Annotated in this window: 20 protein-coding genes and 1 pseudogene; 11 read left to right on the top strand and 10 right to left on the bottom strand. The window is 64.3% G+C overall.

Features of this window, described 5'->3' with window-relative positions; all coding sequences use genetic code 11:
- The first annotated feature begins 117 nt into the window (after positions 1 to 117).
- Positions 118 to 969 (top strand): CAP domain-containing protein, encoded by an 852-nt coding sequence (locus BLX41_RS09000; RefSeq protein WP_123724617.1) that lies wholly within the window; start codon positions 118 to 120, stop codon positions 967 to 969.
- 73 nt (positions 970 to 1,042) lie between these two features.
- On the opposite strand, the gene BLX41_RS08995 is transcribed toward BLX41_RS09000, so the two are convergent.
- A complete protein-coding gene (locus BLX41_RS08995) occupies positions 1,043 to 1,717 on the bottom strand; it encodes an ATPase (protein WP_123724584.1) in 675 nt (224 codons plus the stop codon).
- Positions 1,718 to 1,963: 246 nt separating this feature from the next.
- On the opposite strand from BLX41_RS08995, the gene BLX41_RS08990 reads away from it, so the two are divergent.
- Positions 1,964 to 2,605 carry a LysE family translocator gene (locus BLX41_RS08990; protein ID WP_123724583.1) on the top strand — a complete coding sequence of 214 codons (642 nt, stop codon included), beginning with the start codon at positions 1,964 to 1,966 and terminating at the stop codon, positions 2,603 to 2,605.
- A gap of 51 nt (positions 2,606 to 2,656) precedes the next feature.
- On the opposite strand, the gene BLX41_RS08985 is transcribed toward BLX41_RS08990, so the two are convergent.
- On the bottom strand, positions 2,657 to 2,839 hold the full coding sequence (locus BLX41_RS08985) for a DUF1289 domain-containing protein (protein WP_123724582.1): 183 nt from the start codon (positions 2,837 to 2,839) through the stop codon (positions 2,657 to 2,659).
- Between the two features lie 3 nt (positions 2,840 to 2,842).
- The gene (locus BLX41_RS08980; RefSeq protein WP_185073462.1) at positions 2,843 to 3,214 is read right to left on the bottom strand and encodes a hypothetical protein; all 372 of its coding nucleotides are present in this window, start codon (positions 3,212 to 3,214) and stop codon (positions 2,843 to 2,845) included.
- A 114-nt stretch (positions 3,215 to 3,328) separates the two neighbouring features.
- Here BLX41_RS08980 and BLX41_RS08975 point away from each other — a divergent pair, with 114 nt between their 5' ends.
- Entirely contained in the window at positions 3,329 to 5,206 is a 1,878-nt protein-coding gene (locus BLX41_RS08975) for an amidohydrolase (RefSeq protein WP_123724580.1), read from the top strand.
- A gap of 67 nt (positions 5,207 to 5,273) precedes the next feature.
- Here BLX41_RS08975 and betA read toward each other — a convergent pair whose 3' ends face one another.
- The 4 genes from betA to speB all read right to left on the bottom strand — a co-directional run bounded on the left by betA (position 5,274) and on the right by speB (position 11,247).
- Positions 5,274 to 6,965: a choline dehydrogenase gene (gene betA, locus BLX41_RS08970; RefSeq protein WP_123724579.1), complete on the bottom strand. Its 1,692-nt coding sequence runs from the start codon at positions 6,963 to 6,965 to the stop codon at positions 5,274 to 5,276.
- Positions 6,966 to 6,967: 2 nt separating this feature from the next.
- The gene (locus BLX41_RS08965; RefSeq protein ID WP_123724578.1) at positions 6,968 to 8,536 is read right to left on the bottom strand and encodes a purine-cytosine permease family protein; all 1,569 of its coding nucleotides are present in this window, start codon (positions 8,534 to 8,536) and stop codon (positions 6,968 to 6,970) included.
- Positions 8,537 to 8,674: 138 nt separating this feature from the next.
- Positions 8,675 to 10,183 (bottom strand): aldehyde dehydrogenase family protein, encoded by a 1,509-nt coding sequence (locus tag BLX41_RS08960; protein WP_123724577.1) that lies wholly within the window; start codon positions 10,181 to 10,183, stop codon positions 8,675 to 8,677.
- A gap of 86 nt (positions 10,184 to 10,269) precedes the next feature.
- The gene (gene speB, locus BLX41_RS08955; protein WP_123724576.1) at positions 10,270 to 11,247 is read right to left on the bottom strand and encodes an agmatinase; all 978 of its coding nucleotides are present in this window, start codon (positions 11,245 to 11,247) and stop codon (positions 10,270 to 10,272) included.
- 153 nt (positions 11,248 to 11,400) lie between these two features.
- Here speB and BLX41_RS08950 point away from each other — a divergent pair, with 153 nt between their 5' ends.
- Positions 11,401 to 12,327, top strand: a complete 927-nt coding sequence (locus BLX41_RS08950; RefSeq protein WP_123724575.1) for a LysR family transcriptional regulator — start codon at positions 11,401 to 11,403, stop codon at positions 12,325 to 12,327.
- Between the two features lie 38 nt (positions 12,328 to 12,365).
- On the opposite strand, the gene BLX41_RS08945 is transcribed toward BLX41_RS08950, so the two are convergent.
- Complete coding sequence (locus BLX41_RS08945; RefSeq protein ID WP_123724574.1) at positions 12,366 to 13,934, bottom strand: L,D-transpeptidase family protein; 1,569 nt, start codon at positions 13,932 to 13,934, stop codon at positions 12,366 to 12,368.
- A 152-nt stretch (positions 13,935 to 14,086) separates the two neighbouring features.
- Between BLX41_RS08945 and BLX41_RS08940 the strand changes: the two genes are divergently transcribed.
- The 5 genes and pseudogenes from BLX41_RS08940 (at position 14,087) to BLX41_RS37250 (ending at position 18,263) form a co-directional block, all read left to right on the top strand.
- Positions 14,087 to 14,800: a murein L,D-transpeptidase catalytic domain family protein gene (locus BLX41_RS08940; protein WP_123724573.1), complete on the top strand. Its 714-nt coding sequence runs from the start codon at positions 14,087 to 14,089 to the stop codon at positions 14,798 to 14,800.
- Positions 14,801 to 14,897: 97 nt separating this feature from the next.
- Entirely contained in the window at positions 14,898 to 15,419 is a 522-nt protein-coding gene (locus tag BLX41_RS08935) for an alpha-ketoglutarate-dependent dioxygenase AlkB family protein (protein ID WP_123724572.1), read from the top strand.
- Between the two features lie 89 nt (positions 15,420 to 15,508).
- Positions 15,509 to 16,390 (top strand): alpha/beta fold hydrolase, encoded by an 882-nt coding sequence (locus BLX41_RS08930; protein WP_123724571.1) that lies wholly within the window; start codon positions 15,509 to 15,511, stop codon positions 16,388 to 16,390.
- 244 nt (positions 16,391 to 16,634) lie between these two features.
- Positions 16,635 to 17,405 (top strand): annotated as a pseudogene (locus BLX41_RS37255) (MCP four helix bundle domain-containing protein); the annotation flags it as partial.
- The gene (locus BLX41_RS37250; RefSeq protein WP_402888472.1) at positions 17,400 to 18,263 is read left to right on the top strand and encodes a methyl-accepting chemotaxis protein; all 864 of its coding nucleotides are present in this window, start codon (positions 17,400 to 17,402) and stop codon (positions 18,261 to 18,263) included. The pseudogene BLX41_RS37255 and the gene BLX41_RS37250, both read left to right, overlap by 6 nt.
- Before the next feature lie 51 nt (positions 18,264 to 18,314).
- Here the strand turns inward: BLX41_RS37250 and BLX41_RS08920 are convergent, their stop codons facing one another.
- Positions 18,315 to 19,649 carry an aminotransferase-like domain-containing protein gene (locus BLX41_RS08920; protein ID WP_123724569.1) on the bottom strand — a complete coding sequence of 445 codons (1,335 nt, stop codon included), beginning with the start codon at positions 19,647 to 19,649 and terminating at the stop codon, positions 18,315 to 18,317.
- A gap of 113 nt (positions 19,650 to 19,762) precedes the next feature.
- On the opposite strand from BLX41_RS08920, the gene BLX41_RS08915 reads away from it, so the two are divergent.
- The gene (locus tag BLX41_RS08915; RefSeq protein ID WP_123724568.1) at positions 19,763 to 20,659 is read left to right on the top strand and encodes a DMT family transporter; all 897 of its coding nucleotides are present in this window, start codon (positions 19,763 to 19,765) and stop codon (positions 20,657 to 20,659) included.
- Positions 20,660 to 21,006: 347 nt separating this feature from the next.
- On the opposite strand, the gene BLX41_RS08910 is transcribed toward BLX41_RS08915, so the two are convergent.
- A complete protein-coding gene (locus tag BLX41_RS08910; RefSeq protein ID WP_123724567.1) occupies positions 21,007 to 21,336 on the bottom strand; it encodes a hypothetical protein in 330 nt (109 codons plus the stop codon).
- Positions 21,337 to 21,625: 289 nt separating this feature from the next.
- Between BLX41_RS08910 and yfcF the strand changes: the two genes are divergently transcribed.
- Positions 21,626 to 22,025, top strand: a 400-nt coding sequence (yfcF, locus tag BLX41_RS34845; protein ID WP_259744588.1) for a glutathione transferase, incomplete at its 3' end; no start/stop codon positions are given.

The raw sequence follows: 22,025 nt of genomic DNA, 5'->3' as shown, positions 1-22,025 counted from the left end.
GCGCTGTCCTTCGACTTCTATTGAGCCCCGCCGGTGAATAGCGATTTCCTCCTGCAACGGATGAAAAGCCCGGGCACCGGGTGCATCATGAGCGCTGTCATTTTTCGGGAGACCTTCATGCCCCTGCGTCCATTGCTCTTGCCCGCCGCCGCTCTGGCGCTGGGCCTGCTGGGTTCGGCCAGCGCCATGGCCGATGATCGGTCGCAGTTGATCGAATCGATCAACGCCTACCGCAGCCAGCCGCAACGCTGCGCCAACCAGGCCTCCTCGGAGCTGCCGCCGCTGGCCAGCGATCCGCGCCTGATCCTGCCGGTGGACAACGTCGGCGACCTGCAACAGGCCCTGGCACAGGCGGCCTATCCCATGGTCAATGTGCAGGCCATCAGCCTCTCCGGCCCCCGGGACGCCCAGGCGGCGATGCAGGCGGTGCGCGAGAGCTTCTGCCAGGTGGTGCTGGACCCGCAGTTCGTCGATATCGGCGTCAATCGCCAGGCCAACCAGTGGCGCATCGTCCTCGCGCGGCCGCTGTTGGCCGCCCGCCTCGGGGATTGGCAAGCCGAGGGCCAGCAATTGCTGGCACAGATCAACAGCGCCCGCAGCCAGCCTCGGCAATGCGGCGGCCAGAGCTTTGCCGCCAGCGCACCGCTGGCCTGGAATGCCACCCTGGGCAGCACCGCCGAAGCACACAGCCGGGCCATGGCCAACCAGAACTATTTCGATCACAAGGACCATGACGGCCGCACCCCGGGCGATCGCGCCGAACTGGCCGGTTATGCCGGGCAACAAGTGGGCGAGAACATCGCCGCCGGCCAGGACAGTGTGCGCAAGGTGCTGGACGGCTGGCTGGCCAGCCCCGGGCACTGCGCCAACCTGATGAACCCGGCCTACCGCGAGCTGGGAGCGGCCTATGCAGTGGACCCGAAAAGCGATGCGGGCATCTACTGGACCGCGATGTTCGGCGCGCCTTGACAGGGTTCGAGCCCGGCCATGAACGCAAACGCCCCGATCAACCGGGGCGTTTGTTTTTCAGCCAGTGGCAACCTTACTGGTTGGTCGCCACCTGCCCTGCATCACCCTGGGTCACCAGCGCCTTGAGGGAGGCGTCGAACTGCTTCAGCGCATTGACCTGCAGCTCGGTCTGCTGGTTGATCTGTGCGGCAATTTCCGGTGCCGCCTTGCCCCGGACCCAGACCGAAGGCAGCTCCTTGGCCTGGATGCCTTCGGCCTTGCCGATGTATTGCAGGTTGGCGTCATAGAACTTGGCGATGAACCGCGCCTCCACCTTGCGGTTGGCCTTGGTCACCAGCTGATTGTAGGTGTCGAGCATGACCACCACGTCGGGCCGGGCCTGGACCACGGCATCGAGGCTGTCATACAGGGTCACGCTGGCGAAGTGTTTCTGCAACGACGCCATCAGCCAGTTGATCGCCCGTTGCGGGTCGGAACTGTCGACGAAAGCGGCGCTGATACGCGGATCAAGGCCGGCATTCTTCGCCCCGTTGAGGGCCACCGAATGGTAGTTCTGCAGATACTGCAGGGTATTGACGGTATTTTCGCTGTACAGCACAGCCGCCGATTGGGCGTGCTGCAGATTGGCAGCACTGTCGGCCATGGGCAGGAAGTGACAGGACATGTCATCGGCAGCGAAGGTAGCCGCAGCAGCACCGGTTCCCGCGATCAAGACAACCACAAGGGTCAACAGAGTCGAGATTCTCATCGGGTGTTTCCTTCTGCAGCCAGCACGGTGTAAGCGCCATCTTCCTCCTTTGCCGGAAAAACGGAACCTGCACTTTTTGATGATAACTATCGATTGCAGCAATGGTTGACAATGGGCACCGGTGCGCCCCGGGGGCGGTGGCCTCCGCCGCTCGCGCCGTTCGATAAAGCCGTCAATTTCTGGCATACAGCTCGCCCGCGCCCCGATAGAATCAAGCCCCCTTTTTCTGCAAGACGAGTCCGGACCATGGATGCTCACTCGATACTGACCTACACCCTGGTGGCGGCCATCGCCATCGCCAGCCCCGGCCCTGCCACCCTGGTGGCGCTGCACAACAGCGTGGCCTACGGCGCCAAGTCCACTATCTGGTCATCGTTGGGCAATGTCAGCGGGCTGTTCTGCATGTCTGCCGCGGCCATGCTCGGCCTCGGGGCACTGATCGCCAGTTCCGAGTGGGTCTTCAACGCGGTGAAAATCGTCGGTGCCGGCTATCTGTTCTATCTCGGTGCCAAGCAGTTGTTCAGTAAAAGCCAGCTACTGAGCGCCAGCAGCACCGAAAACGGCAAGCTCGCGCCCCCGCCGCGCCTGAAGCTGTTCAAGTCGGCCTTCCTGACCGCCGCCACCAACCCCAAGGCGACGATTTTCTTCACCGCGCTGTTCCCGCAGTTCATCGACCAGCACGCCGCGCTGCTGCCGCAGTTCTTCATTCTGACCCTGATCTTCATGGCCCTGTCCCTGACCTCCCTCAGCGTCTATGCCGTGCTCGCTTCCCGGGCCAAGGGCGTGTTGACTCGGCCGGCGCTGTCCAAATGGGTCAATCGCGTGGTGGGTTCGACCTTCATCTTCTTCGGCACCACCATCCTGGCGATGCGTCGGCAAACGGTTTGATCAGGCGCCTGATCGGGCACCTGTTCTGCCTTGCGGGGAGTGAAGCGGCCTTCAGCGCTTCTTTTTCTGCAAGGCCTTGAGCCGCGCACTGGCCCGCTGCACGGCGGCCATCTTTTCCGGGCGCTTCATGCGCTTCCATTTGCGGATGTCGTCCTTGCTGCGCCCGCAACTCAGGCACAGGTCGCCACTGAGTTGGCACAGGGCGATGCAGGGGTTGTCGATTTCCTTGGCCATGGCTCAACCCCGGCCCGGGCGCAGGCGCTTCAGGCGTTGCGCCCAATCGCCACCATTGATCCGCCGGCATTGCTCTTCGCTGTCGAAGAACACACGGGTTTCCAGGGAGTCGAGGTGAATATCGGCCTCTTCCAGGGCCCGGGCCGTCAGTTCGAGCATCCGCGCGCCCTGCCCGGCCGCCAGGGCCTGTTCCTTGTGGGCCTGGGTGTCGAAGACCCAGACCACCACCAGGCTCGCCGCAAAGGCGGCGTAGTCCACTTCGTGGGTCAGCCAGGAAAAACCGACGATTTCGGCCTTGGCGGCTTCGCAGGCTTCGGTCAGGGTGGCGGCCAGCAGGCGCTCCGTGGCCGCCTGCTGGCGTTTGTTGAATGGCATGACAAGCCTTGAGTCGCAGCTAAAAGGCCGCACACCATACCTCAAGCCACTCGCCCGCGGCGGCGCTTTGCGGCTAGGCTAGTGCGCTCCTGCCCGCTTCAAGGAAGAACGCACATGCAAAAGACCTCCTTCGCGCTGCTCGTGGCAGCGCTCCAGCTCGCCAGTATCAGTGCCCTGGCGGCCACGTCGCCGGTGGCCGACGCCATCTGGTTCAACGGCCCGATCATCACCATCGATGATCAGCACCCCAAGGCCCAGGCAGTGGCGGTGAAGGACGGTAAAATCCTCGCCGTGGGTGACCGGCAACAGGTACTCAAGAACAAGGGCCCGGCCACGCAGATGCTCGACCTCAAGGGCGCGACCCTGCTACCGGGCTTCGTCGACCCCCACGGCCATGTGTCGATGGTGGGTTTCCAGGCTGCCAGCGCCAACCTGCTGCCGCCACCGGATGGAACCAACAACAGCATCCCCGGGCTCCAGGAAACCCTGCGCCGCTTTGAACAGCAGTCGCCGATCCCCAAGCAGTTCGGCGTGCTGTTCGGCTTTGGCTATGACGATTCCCAGTTACAGGAACAGCGCCACCCCACCAAGGCCGACCTGGACGCCGTGACCCGCGACCTGCCCATCGCCATCGTCCACCAGTCCTCGCACCTGGGGGTGCTCAACAGCAAGGCGCTGGAACTGGCGGGGATCGACGCGTCGACCCCCAACCCGGAAGGCGGGGTGATCCGCCGCGTCGACGGCAGCCAGGAACCCAACGGCGTGCTGGAGGAAAACGCCTTCTTCAACGCCCTGATCAGGATCTTCCCCAAGCTCACTGCCGATCAGGCGGTGGACATGCTCAGCGCCGGGCAACAGCTGTACATCAGCTATGGCTACACCACCCTGCAGGATGGCCGCTCCTCGCCGGACCAGGTCAGGACCGCCATCAAGGCCGCCGGCGACGGCAAGCTGCTGGCGGACATCGTTTCCTACCCCGACATCCTCAGCCAAGGCACCAAGGAGCTGATGGTCGCGCCCTGGTATCACCCGAGCAACCAGCCGGTGAGCTATGACCGGCACTTTCGCATTGGCGGGGTCAAGCTGACCCTGGACGGCTCGCCCCAGGGCAAGACCGCCTGGCTCAGCCAACCCTACTTCAAGCCGCCCCAGGGCCAGGACGCCAGCTATGCCGGCTACGGCGTGGTCAAGGACGACGAGGCCCTGGCCATTTACAAGGAAGCCCTGGCCAATCGCTGGCAGATCCTTTCCCATGCCAACGGCGACCGGGCCATCGACCAGTTGCTGAGTTCGATGCGCGCCGCAAAAACAGCCTACCCAGGAGTCGATGTGCGTCCGGTGATGATCCATGGCCAGACCCTGCGCCAGGATCAGGTGGCCGAGCTCGAGCAACTGAAGATCTTCCCGTCACTGTTCCCCATGCACACCTACTACTGGGGCGACTGGCACCGCCAATCGGTGCTGGGGCCAGAGCGTGCAGAAAACATCTCGCCCACTCAATGGGTGCTCAAGGCCGGCCTGAAGTTCACCACCCACCACGATGCCCCGGTGGCCCTGCCGGACTCCATGCGGGTACTGGCGGCCACGGTCAATCGCACCACGCGCAGCGGCTATGTGCTGGGGCCGGAGCAGCGGGTGACGCCTCTGCAAGCGCTCAAGGCCATGACCCTGTGGTCGGCCTACCAGCATTTCGAAGAAGACCGCAAAGGCTCCATCACCCCGGGCAAGCTGGCGGATTTCGCGGTGCTCTCGGCCAACCCGCTGACCGTCAAACCCGAGACCCTGAGCGAGATCCAAGTGCTCAAGACCGTCAAGGAAGGCCGGGTGATCTATGAGCGTCCGGCAAAGGTGGCAGGCTTGCCGCCGCCGTTCGGGATGCATGGCGATCCGTCATTGCCGGTACCCCAGGGCATCAAGGCCGTGGCCCAGGGCGACGGCGACCTGGGCCCGGCCCTGGATGTGATCTACGACCGGCTGGCGCCCGCCCAGTAAGGTAAAACCCAACGCCGGCTGTCGTGTTCTCTAGACGGCAGCCGGCGCAGGGTTTTCCTCCTCGCGGTCATTCAACCCTCACCTTGCGTACCGGCGACCCCGGACGCTGGCGACTTTCCCAATCCGGGGCCAACCCCACCGCAACCTCGTCAGCCACCAGTAGCTGACGCCCGCGCACCAGGTCGGCGGCACGCTCGGCGAGCATGATCGTCGGCGCATTGAGGTTGCCGTTGGGCTCGCTGGGAAACACCGACGAGTCGATCACCCGCAGGCCTTCAAGACCGTGGACACGCAGTTCGGAATCCACCACGGCCATCTCGTCCTCGCCCATGCGACAGGTGCCGCAGGGGTGGTAGGTGCTCTCCAGGTTCGCCCGCACGAACTCATCGATCTGTGCATCCGTGTTGACCTGCGGCCCCGGCGCAATCTCGCCGTCGCGGTAACGGTCCATCGCCGGCTGGCCGATGATTTCCCGGGTCAGGCGTACACAGCGGCGGAAACCCTCGCGATCCTCCTCGCGTTGCAGGTAGTTGAAGAGAATTTCCGGATGCTCGTACGGGTCGCCGGAACGGGCTCGCACATGGCCGCGGCTCTTGGGTTTGTTGGGCCCGGTGAGCACCATGAAGCCATGCCCCTTGATGGGTTTGTTGCCGTCATAGCGCATGGCCGCGGGCAGGAAGTGGAACTGGATATCCGGCCAACCCAGGCCCTGCTCGGAACGAATGAAGCCACCGGCCTCGAAGTGGTTGCTGGCCCCCAGGCCGTCCTTGAACAGCAACCAGCGCAGACCGATCAGCAGCTTGCTCAGCGGGTCCATCTTGCTGTTGAGGGTCAGCGGCTCCTTGCAGCCGAACTGGATGTAGACCTCGGCGTGATCCTGGAGGTTTTCCCCCACTCCCGGCAGCACGTGCCGAGGCTCGATCGACGCCCTGTGCAACACCTCGGCCGGCCCGACCCCGGAGCGTTGCAGCAGGTGCGGCGAACCGATGGGGCCGGCGGCGACCAGCACCTCGCGGTTGCACCGCACTTCATGGACCTGCCCCTGACGGTCATAGGCGACGCCCACCGCGCGCTTGCCCTCGAAGAGGATCCGGCGCGTCATCGCCTGAGTCAGCACCGTCAGGTTGGGGCGCCCCATGGCCGGTCGCAGGTAGGCATTGGCGGTCGAGCAGCGCACGCCGTTCTTCACCGTCATGTGCATGGCGCCGAAGCCTTCCTGCATGAAGCCATTGCAGTCTTCGGTCCTGATGTAGCCCGCCTCGACACCGGCATCGATCCAGGCCCGGTACAGGGGGTTGTGCATGTTGTTGCCATTGTTGGTGTGCAACGGCCCGCCCTGCCCGCGGTAGCTGTCACCGCCGGCCTCGTAGTCTTCCGCCCGCTTGAAATACGGCAGGCAGTGCCGATAGCCCCAGTCCCGCGCCCCCAGGGCTTGCCACTCATCGAAGTCATGGGCGTGGCCGCGGATGTAGACCAGGCCGTTGATCGAGGACGAGCCCCCCAGTACCTTGCCCCGCGGGCAATGGATACGCCGGCCGTCGAGGTAGGGCTCAGGCTCGGTCTGGTAGCGCCAGTTGTACTTGCTGGTGTTCATCGGCATGGAAAAGGCACTGGGCATCTGGATCAGCACGCTACGGTCGCTGCCACCGAACTCCAGGATCAGCACCGATGTGCCCGGGTCCTCGCTCAAGCGGTTGGCCAGCACGCAGCCGGCCGAGCCGGCGCCAATGATGATGTAGTCGAATGTTTGCCTGCTCATGGTCATCTCCCGACCGTCAATTGATTGAGAATCGGCAGCGCCTCGCGGGGTTGTGCGAGCCCTTCGGCGCGCGCCCCCGAGGCGTCCTCAAGGCGCAGGATCACCGCTTCTTCGTGCGCCAGGTCCAGCGAACGGCTCAGGCCGTAGTAGGCCAGCCCGGACACCACCAGCCCCACCAGCCAGGCAACGTCGATACTGCCCAGGGCCCTGGCCAGCGGGCCGACATAGACCTCGCGCTGCTCCACGCCGTCGTAGATGTAGAAGAACGGGATCATGCTCGCGAAGCCGATGGCGTAGGCGACGATCCCGCGCAGGCCCCAGCTGCCGTAGAGGTTGCCCCGGGGCATGAAGAAGTGCGTGATGGCGTAGCGCCCCTTGCGCACGAAGAAGTAGTCGGTGAGGTTGACTGCAGTCCAGGGCACCAGGAAATACAGCATCACCACCAGGTAGATGCTCAGCACCGACAGTCCCTGGTTCGAGCGCTGGATGCTCAGGGCCACGCCCAGTTGCAACAGGATCACGAAGAGAATCGCCAGGATCCGAGCCTTGCGCGTCGGCTTGATGCTGATGATCGAATCGACACAGGTCAGGGTGGTCAGCTTGGCGCTGTAGATGTTCATCGCGATCACCGGCAGGAACGCCAGGATGGTCACCAGCACCACCGCCGTGCCCACCAGCGGTGACAAGGTGTTGCCCACCTGCCCCAGTGCCACCAGCACATCGGTGGAATGCAGGTGGTCGGCCAGCCAGCCGCCCACGGCGATCATCCAGGCCCCGGACAACGAAGCCCCGAGGAACACCACGGCGATCAGTTTGCCGCTGTGGGTGTGCTTGGGCAGGTAGCGCGAGTAGTCGGACACATAAGGCGCATAGGCGATGTTGTAGCTGGCCGCGGCGGCGAACTGGGCGACGCCGCCGGACCAGTTGAAGCCCAGGGGCTGCGGACCCACGCCGCCTGCCGCCACGGCCAGCGGTTGGGCATCGGGCACCCAGTGCATCAGTACCGCCAGGCTCACCAGGCCATAGAGCGGCAGCGACAGGTACAGCGCCCACTTGAAACTGCGGTGCATCCAGTCGTGGCCAAGAATCGCCAGGGTCGCCCCCGGCACGGTCACCGCCAGGGCCACCAGCAGCGGATCGAAGCCGAACAACGTCTGCAGCCCCTGCATCATCAGCACCAGGTTGACGATGTTGAAACCGGCGAACACGAACAGGGTCGCCAGCAGCACCAGGATCACCCCGCGATAGCCGAACTGCGCCCGTGACTGAATCATCTGCGGCAAGCCCAGGTGCGGCCCCTGGGAACCATGGAAGGCCATGAACAAGGTGCCGAACATGATGCCCAGGGTGCCGGTCACCGTGGTCCAGAACGCTGTGAGGCCGACGCTGGGCCCGACAAAGCCGATGGTCATGGTGAAGAAGGTGAAGTTGCCCAGAAACCAGAACGGTCCCTGGCTGGAGAGCTTGTCGGTGCGCTCGTTTTCCGGGATGTAATCGATCGAATGGACTTCGACAACGGAGCCGTTGTCGGCACTGGAGACACTCGGAGCAGGCTGGGCATTAGTGTTCATGATGGGCTCTTATTGTTGGTCGATATCATGACGGGGCACTGGTGCGGTACTCGATGCCTGGGCACCTCCTGCAGGCTCTGACGGGGGATGTGCGGACGCCCCAAGGACGCCCGAAGTCGGTAAAGCCAGGCTCGCCTGTCAAGGCAGGGTGATCCAGACCGCCTTGGTTTCCATCAGGTGGTCGAGCTGCTCCGGCCCCAGGTCCTTGCCGAACCCCGACAGCTTGTAGCCACCAAAAGGCATCGCGGGGTCGATGGTGCTGTGGGCATTGACGTACACCGAGCCGGCCCGCAGACGCGGAATCAGGCTGTGGACCCGGCCCAGGTCGTTGGAGTAGATCGCCGCCGCCAGGCCATAGAGCGAGTCATTGGCCAGCGCCAGCGCCTGCTCGTCATCGTCGAAAGGCGCGGTCACCAGCACCGGCCCGAAGATCTCTTCCTGGACGATGCGCATGTCATTGCGGCAATGGGCAAAAATGGTCGGCTCGACAAAGTACCCCGGCCCCTTGAGCGGCTGGCCGCCGTAGACCAGTTGGGCGCCCTCGCCCTTGCCGATCTCGATGTACTCGCTGACCCGCTGTTTCTGCTGGGCCGATACCAGGGGGCTGATGAAGCAGTCCGGGTCCAGCCCCGGGGCCACCTTCAAGGTCCGGGTGTAGGCGATCAGCTCATCGAGAAACGCGTCATAGATGCTGTGGTGGATATAGGCGCGGGTACCGGCGTCGCAGACCTGCCCCGAGTTGAAGAACACACCGTTGGCCACGGCCTCGGCGGCCGCGCGCAAGTCAGCGTCGGCCAGCACGAGCACCGCCGACTTGCCCCCCAGTTCCAGGGTCAGGCGCTTCATGTCGTCCAGCGCCGCGCGCCCCACGGTACGGCCCACCGGGGTCGACCCGGTGAAGCTCAGTTTGTCGATCCCCGGGTGCGCGGCCATGGCGGCGCCGATCACGCTGCCGCGCCCGCTGACAATATTGATCACCCCGGCGGGGATACCCGCCTCTTCCACCAGCTCGGCGAAGCGCAAGGCCGAGAGCGACGTCAGCTCGGCGGGCTTGACCACCACCGTGCAACCGGTGGCCAGGGCCGCACCCAGCTTCCAGGCCAGGGTCTGCAACGGGAAGTTCCAGGGCACTATCACCCCGACCACGCCCACCGGCTCCTTGCGCGTGTACGCCAGGTAATTGCCCGGCAACGAGGGCTCGACGGTGCGTCCGTGGAGCTTGCTGGCCCAGCCGGCGAAATAGCGCAAAGTGTCGACCGTACCCTGGATATCGACATCCCGGGCACTGGCCACCGATTTGCCCATGTCGATCGATTCGATTTCCGCCAGTTGCGTAGCGTTGTCCGCAATCAGTTGCGCCAGGCGGTGAATCATCGCCTCGCGCTCCAGCGGCTTGAGCAGGCTCCATTCGCCGCCGTCGAACTGCTTGCGGGCCGCGCTCACGGCACGCTCCAGGTCCTCCACGGTGCCCATGGGAATATGGGTGAGCAGGCCCTCGGTGGACGGCTCGCGGACCTGCACGGTCTGGCCGTCGCTGGCATCGACCCAGGTGCCACCGATGAACATCTTCTGCGCCTTGCCGAGAAAGCGCTGAGTGGCCTCGCTGATTGCGAACTGTTGCAGGTACTGCTTGACGATCGTGTCCATGTTCATGCCCTCTGCCCGACGCTGGGCGTCGAGTCACTGTGCTTCGCTGATCGCCCCAGGTCGGTGCCGGAGGCAGGTGTGTCTCATTACCGGGAGCGAGCCTGGGCGCGCTCATGGAAGATGAAACCGAGGCTGTTGAGCAGCAGCTGCGCCGCCAGAATCGAGGTGATGCCCGAGGGGTCGTAGACCGGCGCCACCTCCACCAGGTCCATGCCGACGATCCGCCCCTGGCTGCGCCTGGCCAGGGCCTGGATGATCTCCAGCACTTCGTAGTAGAGGAACCCGCCATGGCTGGGCGTGCCGGTGCCGGGGGCGATCGAGGGATCGAAACCGTCAATGTCGATGGTGATGTAGTAGTCGATGCCCTCGGGGATCAGCGCCAGCACGCCTTCAGTGCCCAGGCGCCGGACCTCGCGGACCGAGAGGATCTTCGACCCGGCGGCATGGGCCGCCTCGTAGTCGTCGCGGTTGGATGAGGACACGTTGCGAATCCCCATCTGGGTCATGCCGACAATGTGCTGCATCTCCGAGGCCCGGCGCAGTGGGTTGCCGTGGCCGTAGCGCACGCCGTGACGCTCATCGACAAAATCCAGGTGGGCATCGAAGTGAATGATGTGGATCGGCCCGCGCCCCTCGAACGCCTTGATCACCGGAGCGTGCACCGAGTGATCGCCCCCGAGCACCACCGGCATGGCCCCGGCCTGCAGGATCTTGCCCACGGCGAACTCGGTGTTGCCATTGCTGGTGGCCATGTCGGTGTGAACGATATCCGCATCGCCCACGTCCACCATGCGCACATCGTCCGCGGTCAGGTACATCACATCGTCTTCGTGGTCGTAGGCCCCGGCGTGGCCGAAGGAAAACAGGGTCGACGCCTCGCGGATCCCCCGCGGCCCGAAGCGCGCACCAGAACGCCATTGGGTGCCCATGTCGTTGGGTACCCCGAGAATCGCCACATCGGCATCCAGGGTGTCCCAGTCGGTGCACACCGGAGATTTGGCAAAGGTGCAATGGCCCACGAAAGGCAGGTTCAGGCGGCCGGACTCATAACCGTGCTTCGACATGTTCAGCGTCTCCATTTCTTGTTATTCGCTGGGGCGGGCGGGGGCGGCCGCCGTCGTTGAATCGACTATGAGCGCTGGTTTATATGGAGAAAATGCTGAACATCAGATACTCATATCGGCATTGCCGATGTGTCCACAGGCGGGAGGTGTCCAGTGATTCAACTGCACGATGTCGATCTCAAGCTGCTCAGGGTATTTGCCACCATCGTCCGTTGCGGCGGTTTTTCCGCGGCGCAGGCAGCGCTCAATACCGGCCAGTCGACCATCAGCGAACAGATGACTCATCTGGAGACCCGGCTCGGGGTCAAACTCTGCCAGCGCGGACGCGGCGGGTTCCGCTTGACCGAGCAGGGGGTGGCGATTCATGAGGCGACCCAGCGCCTGCTGTCGGCGGTGGAGAACTTCTGCATGGACGCCGATGTGCTCAAGCAGCACATCAGCGGCCAGCTCAACCTGGGGATCATCGATACCACCATCAGCGACCCCGACTCACCGCTGCCGCGGGCCACCCAGCACTTTGTCTCCAGGGGGCATGACGTGCACCTGAATGTCTACGTGGGCACCCCGGCGGAGCTGGAAGAGCGGGTGCTGGACGGGCGCCTGCACCTGGCCATCGGGCACTTCCCGATCCACGTACCGGGCCTGTTGCACAGCGCCTTGTACCAGGAGGCCCTGGGGCTGTACTGCGGCCGCTACCACCCGTTGTTCGCCAGCCAGGCCGAAACCGTCGAGCTGCTTGAGGAAGTGGCCGCGAGCCGGGTTGTCGCGCGCGGCTACATGCAGCAACACGACCTGCAATGCCTGGGTGTCAGCAAGGCCGCCGCCACGGTGGACAACATCGAGGCCCTGGCAATCCTGATCATCTCTGGCGCCTATCTGGGCTTTCTGCCCACCCATTTCGCCGCTCAGTGGGTCACCTGCGGCGACATGCGCCAACTGGCGCCCGAGCGCCTGCGGTTGATGTCACCCTTTGATGTGATCACCCGACGCGGCAGCACACCGCCGCCGATCCTCGAGGTCTTTCTGGAAGACCTCGCCGCCTGTTCGCGTCAACCCGGGCCCTCATACCCAGGAAGCTGACGCACCGCCCTGCCCCTCGCCCCCGCGGTCGCACGCCATTAGCGCGAGCCAAGGGCCAGTGCCAGGGGCATATCCCGCCCATAGATATCCGGCGCATACAGCAACTGCCCATGGCTGTCGGCCTGCACCGTCCAGTAGCTGAGCAGGATCGGCACCGGCCTGGCCAGGCGGAATTCATGGGTCAGGCCGGTAGCCAGCAGGTCGTTGCTGCGCAACCGCTCCGCCGGGCTCAGCAACCAATCGCGCAGTTGCAGCGCCTGTTCGACCCGCACGCAGCCGGAACTGAAGGCGCGGGGCCCCTTGCTGAACAGGGCCTGGCTCGGCGTGTCGTGCAGGTACACGGAGAACGGATTGGGAAAGCGGATGGCGATGCGTCCCAAGGGGTTGCGCGGGCCCGCCCCCTGGCGCAGAAGGATATTGCCCGGGTGCTCCCAATCGATGTCCTCGGGAGCCAGGGGCTGGCCATTGGCATCCAGCACCTGCAGGTTTTGCCGATTGAGGAAGCCCTGGTCGCGGCGGATCTCCGGTAGTTTGTCTTCCTTGAGAATGGTCGGCGGCACCGTCCAGGTGGGGTTCAGGGTCAGGCGTGTGACCTGGGACTTCAATAACGGGGTCTGGCGCTCGGCACGCCCGACCTGGGTGCGGGTCTGCCACACCACCGCATCGTCCTGATAGAAGGTCAGTTGCGCGGCCGCAACGTTCACCAGCACGATATTGGGTTCGAAATCCTGGGCCAGCCAGCGCAGGCGCTCGAGGTTGATGCGCAATTGCTCGCGGCGCTGGGCCGGACTGATGTTCAGCTCCTTGAGGGTGCCCGCGCCAATCACGCCATCAGCCTGCAGCGAATGACTGAGCTGGAAATTTTTCACCGCGCCCACCAGGTCACTGCTGTAGGTATTATCGGCACTGACCTCGGGGCTTGGCAGAAAGCCGCCCTGGTACAAGCGCTGAGCCAGTTCCGGGACTCGCTTGTCCTGCATGTCCGGACGCAGCAGCGGGCCACCGGCAACGGCCTGCCAACTGGGCAACGGCTGCTGGCGTTGCCGGGCATAGGCCTGACGCAGGTTGCGGTATTGTTCAAGGTCCGGACGGGCCTGATCGAAGGCGCCGGCGAGGTTTTCCAGCCCTGGCCCGGCCATCGCCAGCAACGCCGCCTGGCGATCGTCCGCCAGCGGCTGGGCCCGCCACAAGGGCTCGAACCGGCTCTGTGACAGGCGACCGTAGTGCAGGTCCTGCAAGGCTTGCAGGTACTGATGACTGATCGCGATATCGATGCACTGCCCGTCCGCTGCGGTGCCGCTCGACGGCAATCGGTAGCGCCCCGGGTCCAGACCGTCATCGATCACCTGGGCCAACTGCGCCTGCAAGCCGCTCAGTCGCTGCTCGGTGGACCATACCGGCTGTTCGCCGTTCTGGCGGTAGAACGCCTGCAACAGCAGTTGCGCGGAAGCATCCAGGCGCGGACTCAGTGCCGGGCAAGCCACCGCCAACTGGGTCAGCGTCAGTTGCATCGCACTGGCCGGCGCCAGCGCAGGGTCCTCGGCCAGCGCGACCAATGGCGCAGCGAGCAGGCACAGGCTCAAGTAACATGCGGTTTTTTTGAACAACTGCTTTACTCCAATCCATGGCCTTCAGTGCGTTGGCCAACCGTTACGGCAGATGGGGAACAATCAGGCCTGGGCCTCTAAACATATAGACCAGACTGCCGAGGGTACGACAGGACGTCAGGAGCCAAAGTGATCATGGGGACGCTCTATACATGTTGAACTTCTTGTGCCGACTCTGCCTGGCGACTATCGCGCTGGGTGCCCTTTGCAGTCCTTCCTTCGCGGCCAGCAAACCCGCTCCCGCGCTGTACAGCAGCCTCGCTCACGCCGCACCGGAACTCAATCCCCAAGCCTTGAAAAGTGCCCTGAATGCCATGCAATGCGCGGTCAACAGTGGCGCCCGGCAAGCCAGGCACCTGGCGGTGATCGACTACTCGCAACCGTCCACCGCCCGACGCCTGTGGATCTTCGACCTGCGCAGCAAAAAACTGGTCCTGCGGGATCTGGTGGCACACGGACAGAAGTCCGGGGAAAACTTCGCCACCCAGTTCTCCAATCGCCTGGGCAGCTATCAATCCAGCCTGGGCCTGTTCCGCACCCAGGAAAGCTACGAGGGCAGCCACGGCTACTCCCTGCGCATGGACGGCCTGGAACCCGGCTTCAATGACCGGGCCCGGGACCGGGACATCGTGATCCATGCCGCCGACTACGTGAATCCCTTGTGGAGCCAGCGCCAGGGCCGCATCGGCCGCAGCCTGGGCTGCCCGGCGGTGCGTCCCCAGGTGGCGCGCCAGGTGATAGACAAGCTCAAGGATGGCCAGTTCATGTTTTCCTGGTATCCGGACCAGCGCTGGCTCAAATCCTCGGCCTACCTCAACTGCCAGCCGCGGCAAGTGGCGAGCATCCTGAGCAGCAACGGCGGCTGAGGGCTCAAGGCTCGCGGTGATGCAATGCCGATCAGCGAGAGCGCCCGTAACCGGGTTAGACTCGCTGCTCGTCTCTCTACCACCTGAAGCCGCCCCAATGACGCCACCTGCTATCGATCTATTCCCCGACTTCATCCCGGCCCCCGACGCCCTGTTCCATCACCTCAAGGACAGCGTGCTCTGGGATGAACGCATGCGCGCGCGCAAGACCGCCAGCTTCGGCGCGCCCTACGACTACTCGCAGATCACCTACCCGGCGGTGCCGATGCCCGAGGCGCTGGAACAATTGTGCGCGCCCATCGAGCAACGGCTGGGGTTTCGTCCCAACAACTGCCTGCTCAACTTCTATCCGGACGGCCAGTCCTCCATGGGCTTCCACTCCGATGCCAACGAGCAACTGGTGGAAGGCACCGGGGTGGTGATCGTCTCCCTGGGCCATCCTCGATCCATGGTCTTTCGTCATAAGGAAACCGGCGCCACCTTCGACTACAGCCTGGCCAGTGGCTCGCTGCTGCACATGTCGGACGAACTGCAAAAGCAATGGCTGCACGCGATTCCCAAGGCTGCGGACGCCGGCGAAAGAATCAGCCTGTCGTTTCGCCTGCTCAAGGTGCAATAGTGCTGGACGCGGTCAGGATCAACCCTTGACTCGCGCCCCGCCCCACCGACAATGCCCCTCCTTGTGCTTATCGCTTTCCAAGAGGCCCCATGCAGTTGCTTCCCTGGTCCTACCCGTGCCCCGAAGGTTTTACCCTGCGCGGCCTGCGCTCCGAACCCTCGGGCAAACCGCTGCTGCACTTTCTCCACGGCAACGGTTTCTGCTCCATGGCCTATCGCCCGCTGCTGGTGTTGCTGGCCGACTCGTTCGACCTGTGGCTCAGCGACGTCCAGGGCCATGGCGATAGCGATCATGGCGGCCCGTTCCTGGGTTGGAACCGCACCGCGGAGCTGGCGGCCGAGGCCTTCGAGGCCGGGCTCAAGGCCTACGGTGACGTGCCCCGCTACGCCGTAGGCCACAGCTTTGGCGGCGTGCTCACCAGCCTGATCGTGGCCGAACGACCCCAGCTGTTTCGCAAGGCGGTGATGCTCGACCCGGTGATCTTCAGCCCGTCGATGATCAGCTCCCTGAGGTTGCTCTCGGCCCTGGGCCTCAACCGTCGCCATACCCTGGCCCGCAAGGCCGCTGCCCGCCGCCAGCATTGGCCCGACCGCGCCTCGGCCAAGGCCGCCCTGGCCAATCGGGGGATCTTCAAGGGGTGGAGCGACGAGGCCCTGAACGCCTACGTCGAGCACGGTCTGAAAGACGACGGCCAAGGCGTGGCGCTCAAATGCTCCCCCGAACGCGAGGTGGACATCTTCAGCACCTTCCCGCGGCGACTGTGGCGATCCCTGCGCCGGGTGCAGACCCCGAGCCTGGTGATCCACGGCCGCGACAGCTACCCCTACGTGGCCCGCTCGATCAAACGCTGGACGGCCATCAACCAGCACCTGAGCAGCCAGGTGATCGACGGCCAGCATTGCTTCATGCAGGTGGACCCTTCAGCCAGCGCACGCGCTATCCAGGGTTTTCTCCAGAACGAAAGCCACTGAAACCCGGGCTCTCGCCGACCCGCCGACATGTCATCGTGCTATCATTGCCCGGTTTTCCAGACCGGGTCGTGCGTCCCGTTACCTCTGGAAACCCTGGATAAGGCGCCGCCCAGACGCGCCTGCCACCCGCCTTGTGTGCAAAAGACCGTCGGCGCCCTGGAGCCTGCTCCACCGCGCGCCGCACCGATGCAAACCGCGATGCCTGTCGCCGGTTGTACTTTTTGCCGCCACAAGGAACACAGTCATGCTCTTGAGAACGATGAACATTTCCCGCCGCGCAGGGTTCAGCTTTGCCCTGATCGCCCTGCTGGCACTGGGTCTGGGAGGCTTCTCCCTGCTGGAAATGCAACGCATGAACCAGCAATCCCTTGAGGTCGACCAGAACTGGCAGCCTTCGATCGTTGCCGCCAACGCCGTAGCCCTGACCAGCACCCAGATCCGTACCCTGACCCTGCGCATGCTGGTGGTACGTGATAGCAACGCCATCCAGGCGTTGCTATCGCGTATCACCGAGCTCGACGAACAGCTCGACGCGCAACAGAAAGTCTATGAACAGTTGATCAACGTGGAGCAGGAACAGGCGGCCTACGAGCGTTTTGTCAGTGCCAAGGCGCTGTACATCAAGGACCAGCACCGGGTTGTCGAACTGATGCGCCAGGGTCACAAGGAAGCGGCGATCGACATCGTCGACGGCGGCCCGTTCCTGGCCAATGCCGACGCCATGCTCAAAGAGCTGCTGACCATCATCGACGTCAACACCCGGGGTGGCATTGCCGCTGCAGCGCAAAGCAATCAGGTGTTCCAGGGCGCCGTGGGCATGGTCCTGCTGATCATGCTGATCGTGGTGGCCCTGACCATCGCCCTCGCCCTGCTGCTGACCCGCAGCATCGTGCGCCCCTTGGGCCAGGCCGTGGCCGTGGCGGAAACCATCGCCAGCGGCGACCTCGGCCAAAGCATCCAGGTCAGCGGCAAGGACGAACCGGCGCGCCTGCTGCAGGCCCTGCAAACCATGCAGGCCAGCCTGCGGAGCACCCTGCAGCGGATCGCCGACTCCTCCAACCAACTGGCCTCCGCCGCCGAGGAACTGCATGCGGTCACCGAACACTCCAGCCAGACCCTGCACCAGCAAAGCAATGAAGTGGAACAGGCCGCCACGGCAGTCAACGAGATGACCGCCGCCGTGGAAGAAGTGGCGCGCAATGCGGTGAGCACCTCCGAAGCCTCCCAGGAAACCGACCGCACCGCCCATCACGGCCGCGAGCAGGTGCAGCACACCGTGGACTCCATCGGCCAACTGGCGGCAGACGTGACCCAGACCTGCGAACGGGTCGAACACCTGGCAGTGGACGTGCGCAATATCGGCCAGGTGCTGGAAGTGATCCGCTCGATTGCCGAGCAGACCAACCTGCTGGCCCTGAACGCAGCCATCGAAGCGGCCCGGGCCGGGGATGCCGGACGCGGGTTTGCCGTGGTCGCCGACGAGGTGCGGGCCCTGGCCCATCGTACCCAGCAGTCAACCCAGGAAATCGAAAGCATGATCAACACCATCGAGGAAGGCACCGAGGGTGCGGTCAGCGCCATGCGCACCAGCAACGAGCGGGCGCACCTGACCCTGGAAGCCGCCCGCGCCTCGGGGCTGGCCCTGGACCAGATCACCCAGGCCATCACCGCGATCAACGAACGCAACCTGGTGATCGCCAGCGCCAGCGAGGAGCAGGCCCAGGTGGCTCGGGAAGTGGACCGTAACCTGATCAACATCCGCGACCTGTCGACCCAGACCTCGGCCGGGGCCAACCAGAGCAACGCCGCCAGTCAGGAACTGTCGCGGCTGGCGGTGGACCTGAACGGGCTGGTGACCCAGTTCAAGCTCTGAAAAGCCGCCGTACCTATCGAGCCGCAAGCCTGTAGCAAGCGGCTTGTAGCGTCAGAACGCGTAACGGGCGATCACTTGCCGGACCTTGGCCAGCGCCTCGGGCAAATCGGCCAGGTCCACCGAACCCAGGGCCAGGCGAATGGCGTGGGGCACCGGCCCGGCGCAGACAAAGGGCTCGGCGGTGGACACCGAGACGTTCTCGCGCAGCAACGCCATGGCCACCTGATCGGCGCGCACTTCCTCGGGCAAAGGCAGCCAGAGGAAGTACGAGTTGGGGTGGCCGATATGCTCCAGTCCTGCCAACAGTTCCCGGGCCAGATGCTGACGGGCCTGGGCGTCCTGACGTTTTTCCTGCTCCAGGCGCGCCACGGTGCCGTCCTCAATCCAGGCACAGGCCAGGGCGGTCATCACCCCGGGGGTGTTCCAGGTGGTGGCGCGGATCGCGCGTTCGAGCAAGGGCGCCCGCTCTGCGCAAGCCACTACGTAGCCGACCCGCAGTCCGGCGGCCACACTCTTGGAAAAACCCGAGATATAGACCGTGCTTTCCGGGGCCAGGGCCGCCAGCGGCGGCGGTGGATCGTCCGCCAGATAGGCGTAGGCCGCGTCCTCGATGATCAGCAACCCATGCTGGCGGGCCAGGGCCACCAAACGCCGGCGCCAGGCCAGATCAAGCACCCAGCCCATGGGGTTGTGCAAGGTCGGCATGGCGTACACCGCCCTCACCCGCCGGCGCTGGCACAAGCGCTCGAAGGCATCGAGATCCGGGCCCTGCGCCGTCAATGGGATGGCCAGCAACTCCAGTCCATGGGCATCCGCCACCACCTTGAAACCGGGGTAGGTCAGGGCATCGGTGGCCACCACATCGCCGGGCTTGAGCAGGGCCATGACCGTGGTCGCCAGACCGTGCTGGGCACCGCTGACGATCAGCACCTGCTCGCCCTTCACCGCCAGCCCGCGACTTGCCAGGTGCTGCGCCACCGTGGCTCGCTCATGGCTGCGGCCGGCGTGGGGCTGATAACGCAGCAAGGCCTCCAGGTCGCCGCAGGACGCTAACTGACGCAACGCTGCGCGCAGCAACTCTGCCTGCCCGGGCAAGGACGGGTAGTTGAAGTTCAGGTCCAGGGTTCCGGCCGCCGTGGCCTGCTGATCCACGCCCTGCCCGGGTGGTAGAGCGGTTTCCCGGACAAAGGTGCCACGCCCGGTTTCGCCACTGATCAAGCCCATGGCTTCCAGCTCGGCATACACCCGCGAGGCGGTCACCAGCGCCAGCCCTTCCCTGGCCGCCAGCTCTCGATGAGTGGGCAGGCGGGTGCCAGGGGCCAGCACACCGCGACGGATATCGGCGGCAAAGACATCGACTAACTGCTTGTAACGGGCGCGGGCCATTGGCGCTGTATCCATGACAATTTTTTGATTGTGCTGATTTTCAATCCTAGGATGGGCTGGACGCAAGCCCCACCCCGGGCCTGCCCCTGCCAATCGTAGTGAGCACTTGTTAAATGGAACGAACATCGCACCTGCAATCCCCCCTGCTGGAAAAAACCGCCGGCGGCTGGCTGAACGGTTTTATCGGGGTACTGATCTTCAGCGGCTCACTACCGGCGACCCGGGTCGCGGTGCTGGAGTTCGATCCGCTGTTCCTGACCGTTGCCCGCGCCACCATCGCCGCGGTCCTGGCCCTGTGCATCCTGCTGCTGTTCAAGGAGCGACGCCCGAGCCGGCAGCAATTGCTGCCCCTGGCCATCGTCGCCCTGGGCGTGGTGCTGGGCTTTCCCTTGCTGACCGCCCTGGCCCTGCAGTACGTGACCTCGGCTCACTCCATCGTGTTTCTCGGCCTGCTGCCCCTGGCCACCGCGGTATTCGGCGTATTGCGCGGCGGTGAGCGCCCGCGTCCGGTGTTCTGGCTGTTCTCGGTGCTGGGCAGCCTGCTGGTGGTGGGCTATGCCCTGTCCCAGGGTCTGTCGGCGTCGCCCAAGGGCGACCTGCTCATGCTCCTGGCGGTGCTGGTGTGCGGTCTGGGTTACGCCGAGGGCGCCCAACTGTCCCGGACCCTGGGAGGCTGGCAGGTGATCTCCTGGGCCCTGGTGCTGTCGTTGCCGGTCATGGCGGTCCTGACCCTGTTCAGCGCCCCACCCTCCTTCAACGGCATCAGCCTGCCCGCCTGGTTCAGCCTGGGTTATGTCTCCTTGTTCAGCATGTTCATCGGTTTTGTCTTCTGGTATCGCGGGCTGGCCCAGGGCGGGATCGCTGCCGTCGGCCAACTGCAGTTGTTGCAGCCGTTCTTCGGCCTGGCCCTGGCCGCCGGCCTGCTGCATGAACAGGTCAGCCTGGGCATGCTCGGGGTCACAGTGGCAGTGATCCTGTGCGTGGCCGGGGCGAAGAAGTTTTCCAGATAGAAGCCAGGTATCAGTGGCAGTGGCTGATCAGCCCTGCCACTGATGGCGAAGGGAAATGAAACCGGAGCCGCGAACGGCCCCGTTTAAGTCGGAGAGATAGTGGCAAGCGCACCGATAGCGATGGTCAAGGCTAAAAATCCAAACAAGAAAAACGCCATCTTAGTCATCAGGCCTCCTGAACATTAGGTTTGCGGTGCAGCGGACCGGGCCTCCAGCCAGGAGACCCAGTGGGCGCGCCATTTTCGAACCTTGGCTGTTCTGATAACAGATGCAGATGAGCTAGAAAAATACGGATCAGAGACTGCGTCCCCGTCGCGCAACACTCAGGCTTGAGCCTGTAGCAGTCACTAGCGGCGGGCCAACTTATACCGCACACAGTCGTCGTAAAAGCTTTTGCGCAAGGCTTCGGGCCTGATCCGCGACGGGCTGTCGTAGGTCTGCTCGGTGATCCCCAGGGCCATCATGCGCATCCAGCCCTTGCTGAACTTGTAGGCCTGGATCTTCTGCCGCGCCGCGTACAGCGACACCCCGGACAACTTCAGCTCCTGGGCCCGGGCAGCCGTGCCTGCTCCCCAACTGCAAACATAACGATCATTGGTCGCCAGCTCCCGGGCCTGGGCCGCACAAGCCCCGCCCAGCAGGGCAAACGACGTCAGCGTAATCAACACATGGCGCATTCTTCGGTCACCTAACCACCTGAAAATAAAGCGATTTTGGCGACATTTCAGACTGTCCGGGGCCAGTATTCTGCCTGACCAATCAAGGCAATATGCCTGCCGATACTGGCCACCCAGGCGATCCCCCCAGTGGCGGCTCAGTTGCCCGAGGCCGATACAGCGCAGCATGACACCCGCCGCGCCGGCCGCTCGCCAGTATTCCCACGAGGAATGCCTGGATAAAAATCGCGCATTTTATTTATCGAACAGGATCTCTTAGCGTGTCGGTTCCCCCTATGGAGATACCGCCGTGACCGCTTCCCGCCCGCGCCTGTACGTCGATGCCCAGTTCACCAGCCCCTATGCCCTGTCAGTGTTCGTGGCGTTGCGGGAAAAGGGCATCGACTTCGAACTCATCCCCCTTGACCTCGATGCCGGTGAGAATCGCGCCCCGGACTATGCCCGGCTGTCCCAGACCCAGCGGGTGCCGACCCTGGTGCATAACGGCTTTGCCCTGTCCGAATCTTCGGCCATCACTGAATACCTGGAGGAGCTGTTCCCCGAAATACCCGTCTATCCCCAAGACCGACAACACCGAGCCAAGGCCCGCCAGGTCCAGGCCTGGCTGCGCAGCGATTTGCTGCCGATCCGCCAGGAGCGCTCGACCCTGGTGGTGTTCTATGGCTGCAAGGGCGAACCTCTGTCGCCAG

The organism is Pseudomonas protegens, assembly GCF_003732485.1.
GTDB classification, from domain to species: domain Bacteria; phylum Pseudomonadota; class Gammaproteobacteria; order Pseudomonadales; family Pseudomonadaceae; genus Aquipseudomonas; species Aquipseudomonas protegens_B.
This window is presented reverse-complemented; position numbering and strand designations above follow the sequence as displayed.

Coding starts and splice junctions, on each gene's coding strand:
- betA (WP_123724579.1), bottom strand. CDS start 6,965: ATGAGCAGGCAAACATTCGACTACATCATCATTGGCGCCGGCTCGGCC.
- BLX41_RS08915 (WP_123724568.1), top strand. CDS start 19,763: ATGGAACGAACATCGCACCTGCAATCCCCCCTGCTGGAAAAAACCGCC.
- BLX41_RS08960 (WP_123724577.1), bottom strand. CDS start 10,183: ATGGACACGATCGTCAAGCAGTACCTGCAACAGTTCGCAATCAGCGAG.
- BLX41_RS08975 (WP_123724580.1), top strand. CDS start 3,329: ATGCAAAAGACCTCCTTCGCGCTGCTCGTGGCAGCGCTCCAGCTCGCC.
- BLX41_RS08935 (WP_123724572.1), top strand. CDS start 14,898: ATGACGCCACCTGCTATCGATCTATTCCCCGACTTCATCCCGGCCCCC.
- BLX41_RS08985 (WP_123724582.1), bottom strand. CDS start 2,839: ATGGCCAAGGAAATCGACAACCCCTGCATCGCCCTGTGCCAACTCAGT.
- BLX41_RS08980 (WP_185073462.1), bottom strand. CDS start 3,214: ATGCCATTCAACAAACGCCAGCAGGCGGCCACGGAGCGCCTGCTGGCC.
- BLX41_RS08990 (WP_123724583.1), top strand. CDS start 1,964: ATGGATGCTCACTCGATACTGACCTACACCCTGGTGGCGGCCATCGCC.
- BLX41_RS08910 (WP_123724567.1), bottom strand. CDS start 21,336: ATGCGCCATGTGTTGATTACGCTGACGTCGTTTGCCCTGCTGGGCGGG.
- BLX41_RS09000 (WP_123724617.1), top strand. CDS start 118: ATGCCCCTGCGTCCATTGCTCTTGCCCGCCGCCGCTCTGGCGCTGGGC.
- BLX41_RS08940 (WP_123724573.1), top strand. CDS start 14,087: ATGTTGAACTTCTTGTGCCGACTCTGCCTGGCGACTATCGCGCTGGGT.
- BLX41_RS08965 (WP_123724578.1), bottom strand. CDS start 8,536: ATGAACACTAATGCCCAGCCTGCTCCGAGTGTCTCCAGTGCCGACAAC.
- BLX41_RS08930 (WP_123724571.1), top strand. CDS start 15,509: ATGCAGTTGCTTCCCTGGTCCTACCCGTGCCCCGAAGGTTTTACCCTG.
- BLX41_RS08920 (WP_123724569.1), bottom strand. CDS start 19,649: ATGGCCCGCGCCCGTTACAAGCAGTTAGTCGATGTCTTTGCCGCCGAT.
- BLX41_RS08995 (WP_123724584.1), bottom strand. CDS start 1,717: ATGAGAATCTCGACTCTGTTGACCCTTGTGGTTGTCTTGATCGCGGGA.
- BLX41_RS37250 (WP_402888472.1), top strand. CDS start 17,400: ATGCAGGCCAGCCTGCGGAGCACCCTGCAGCGGATCGCCGACTCCTCC.
- speB (WP_123724576.1), bottom strand. CDS start 11,247: ATGTCGAAGCACGGTTATGAGTCCGGCCGCCTGAACCTGCCTTTCGTG.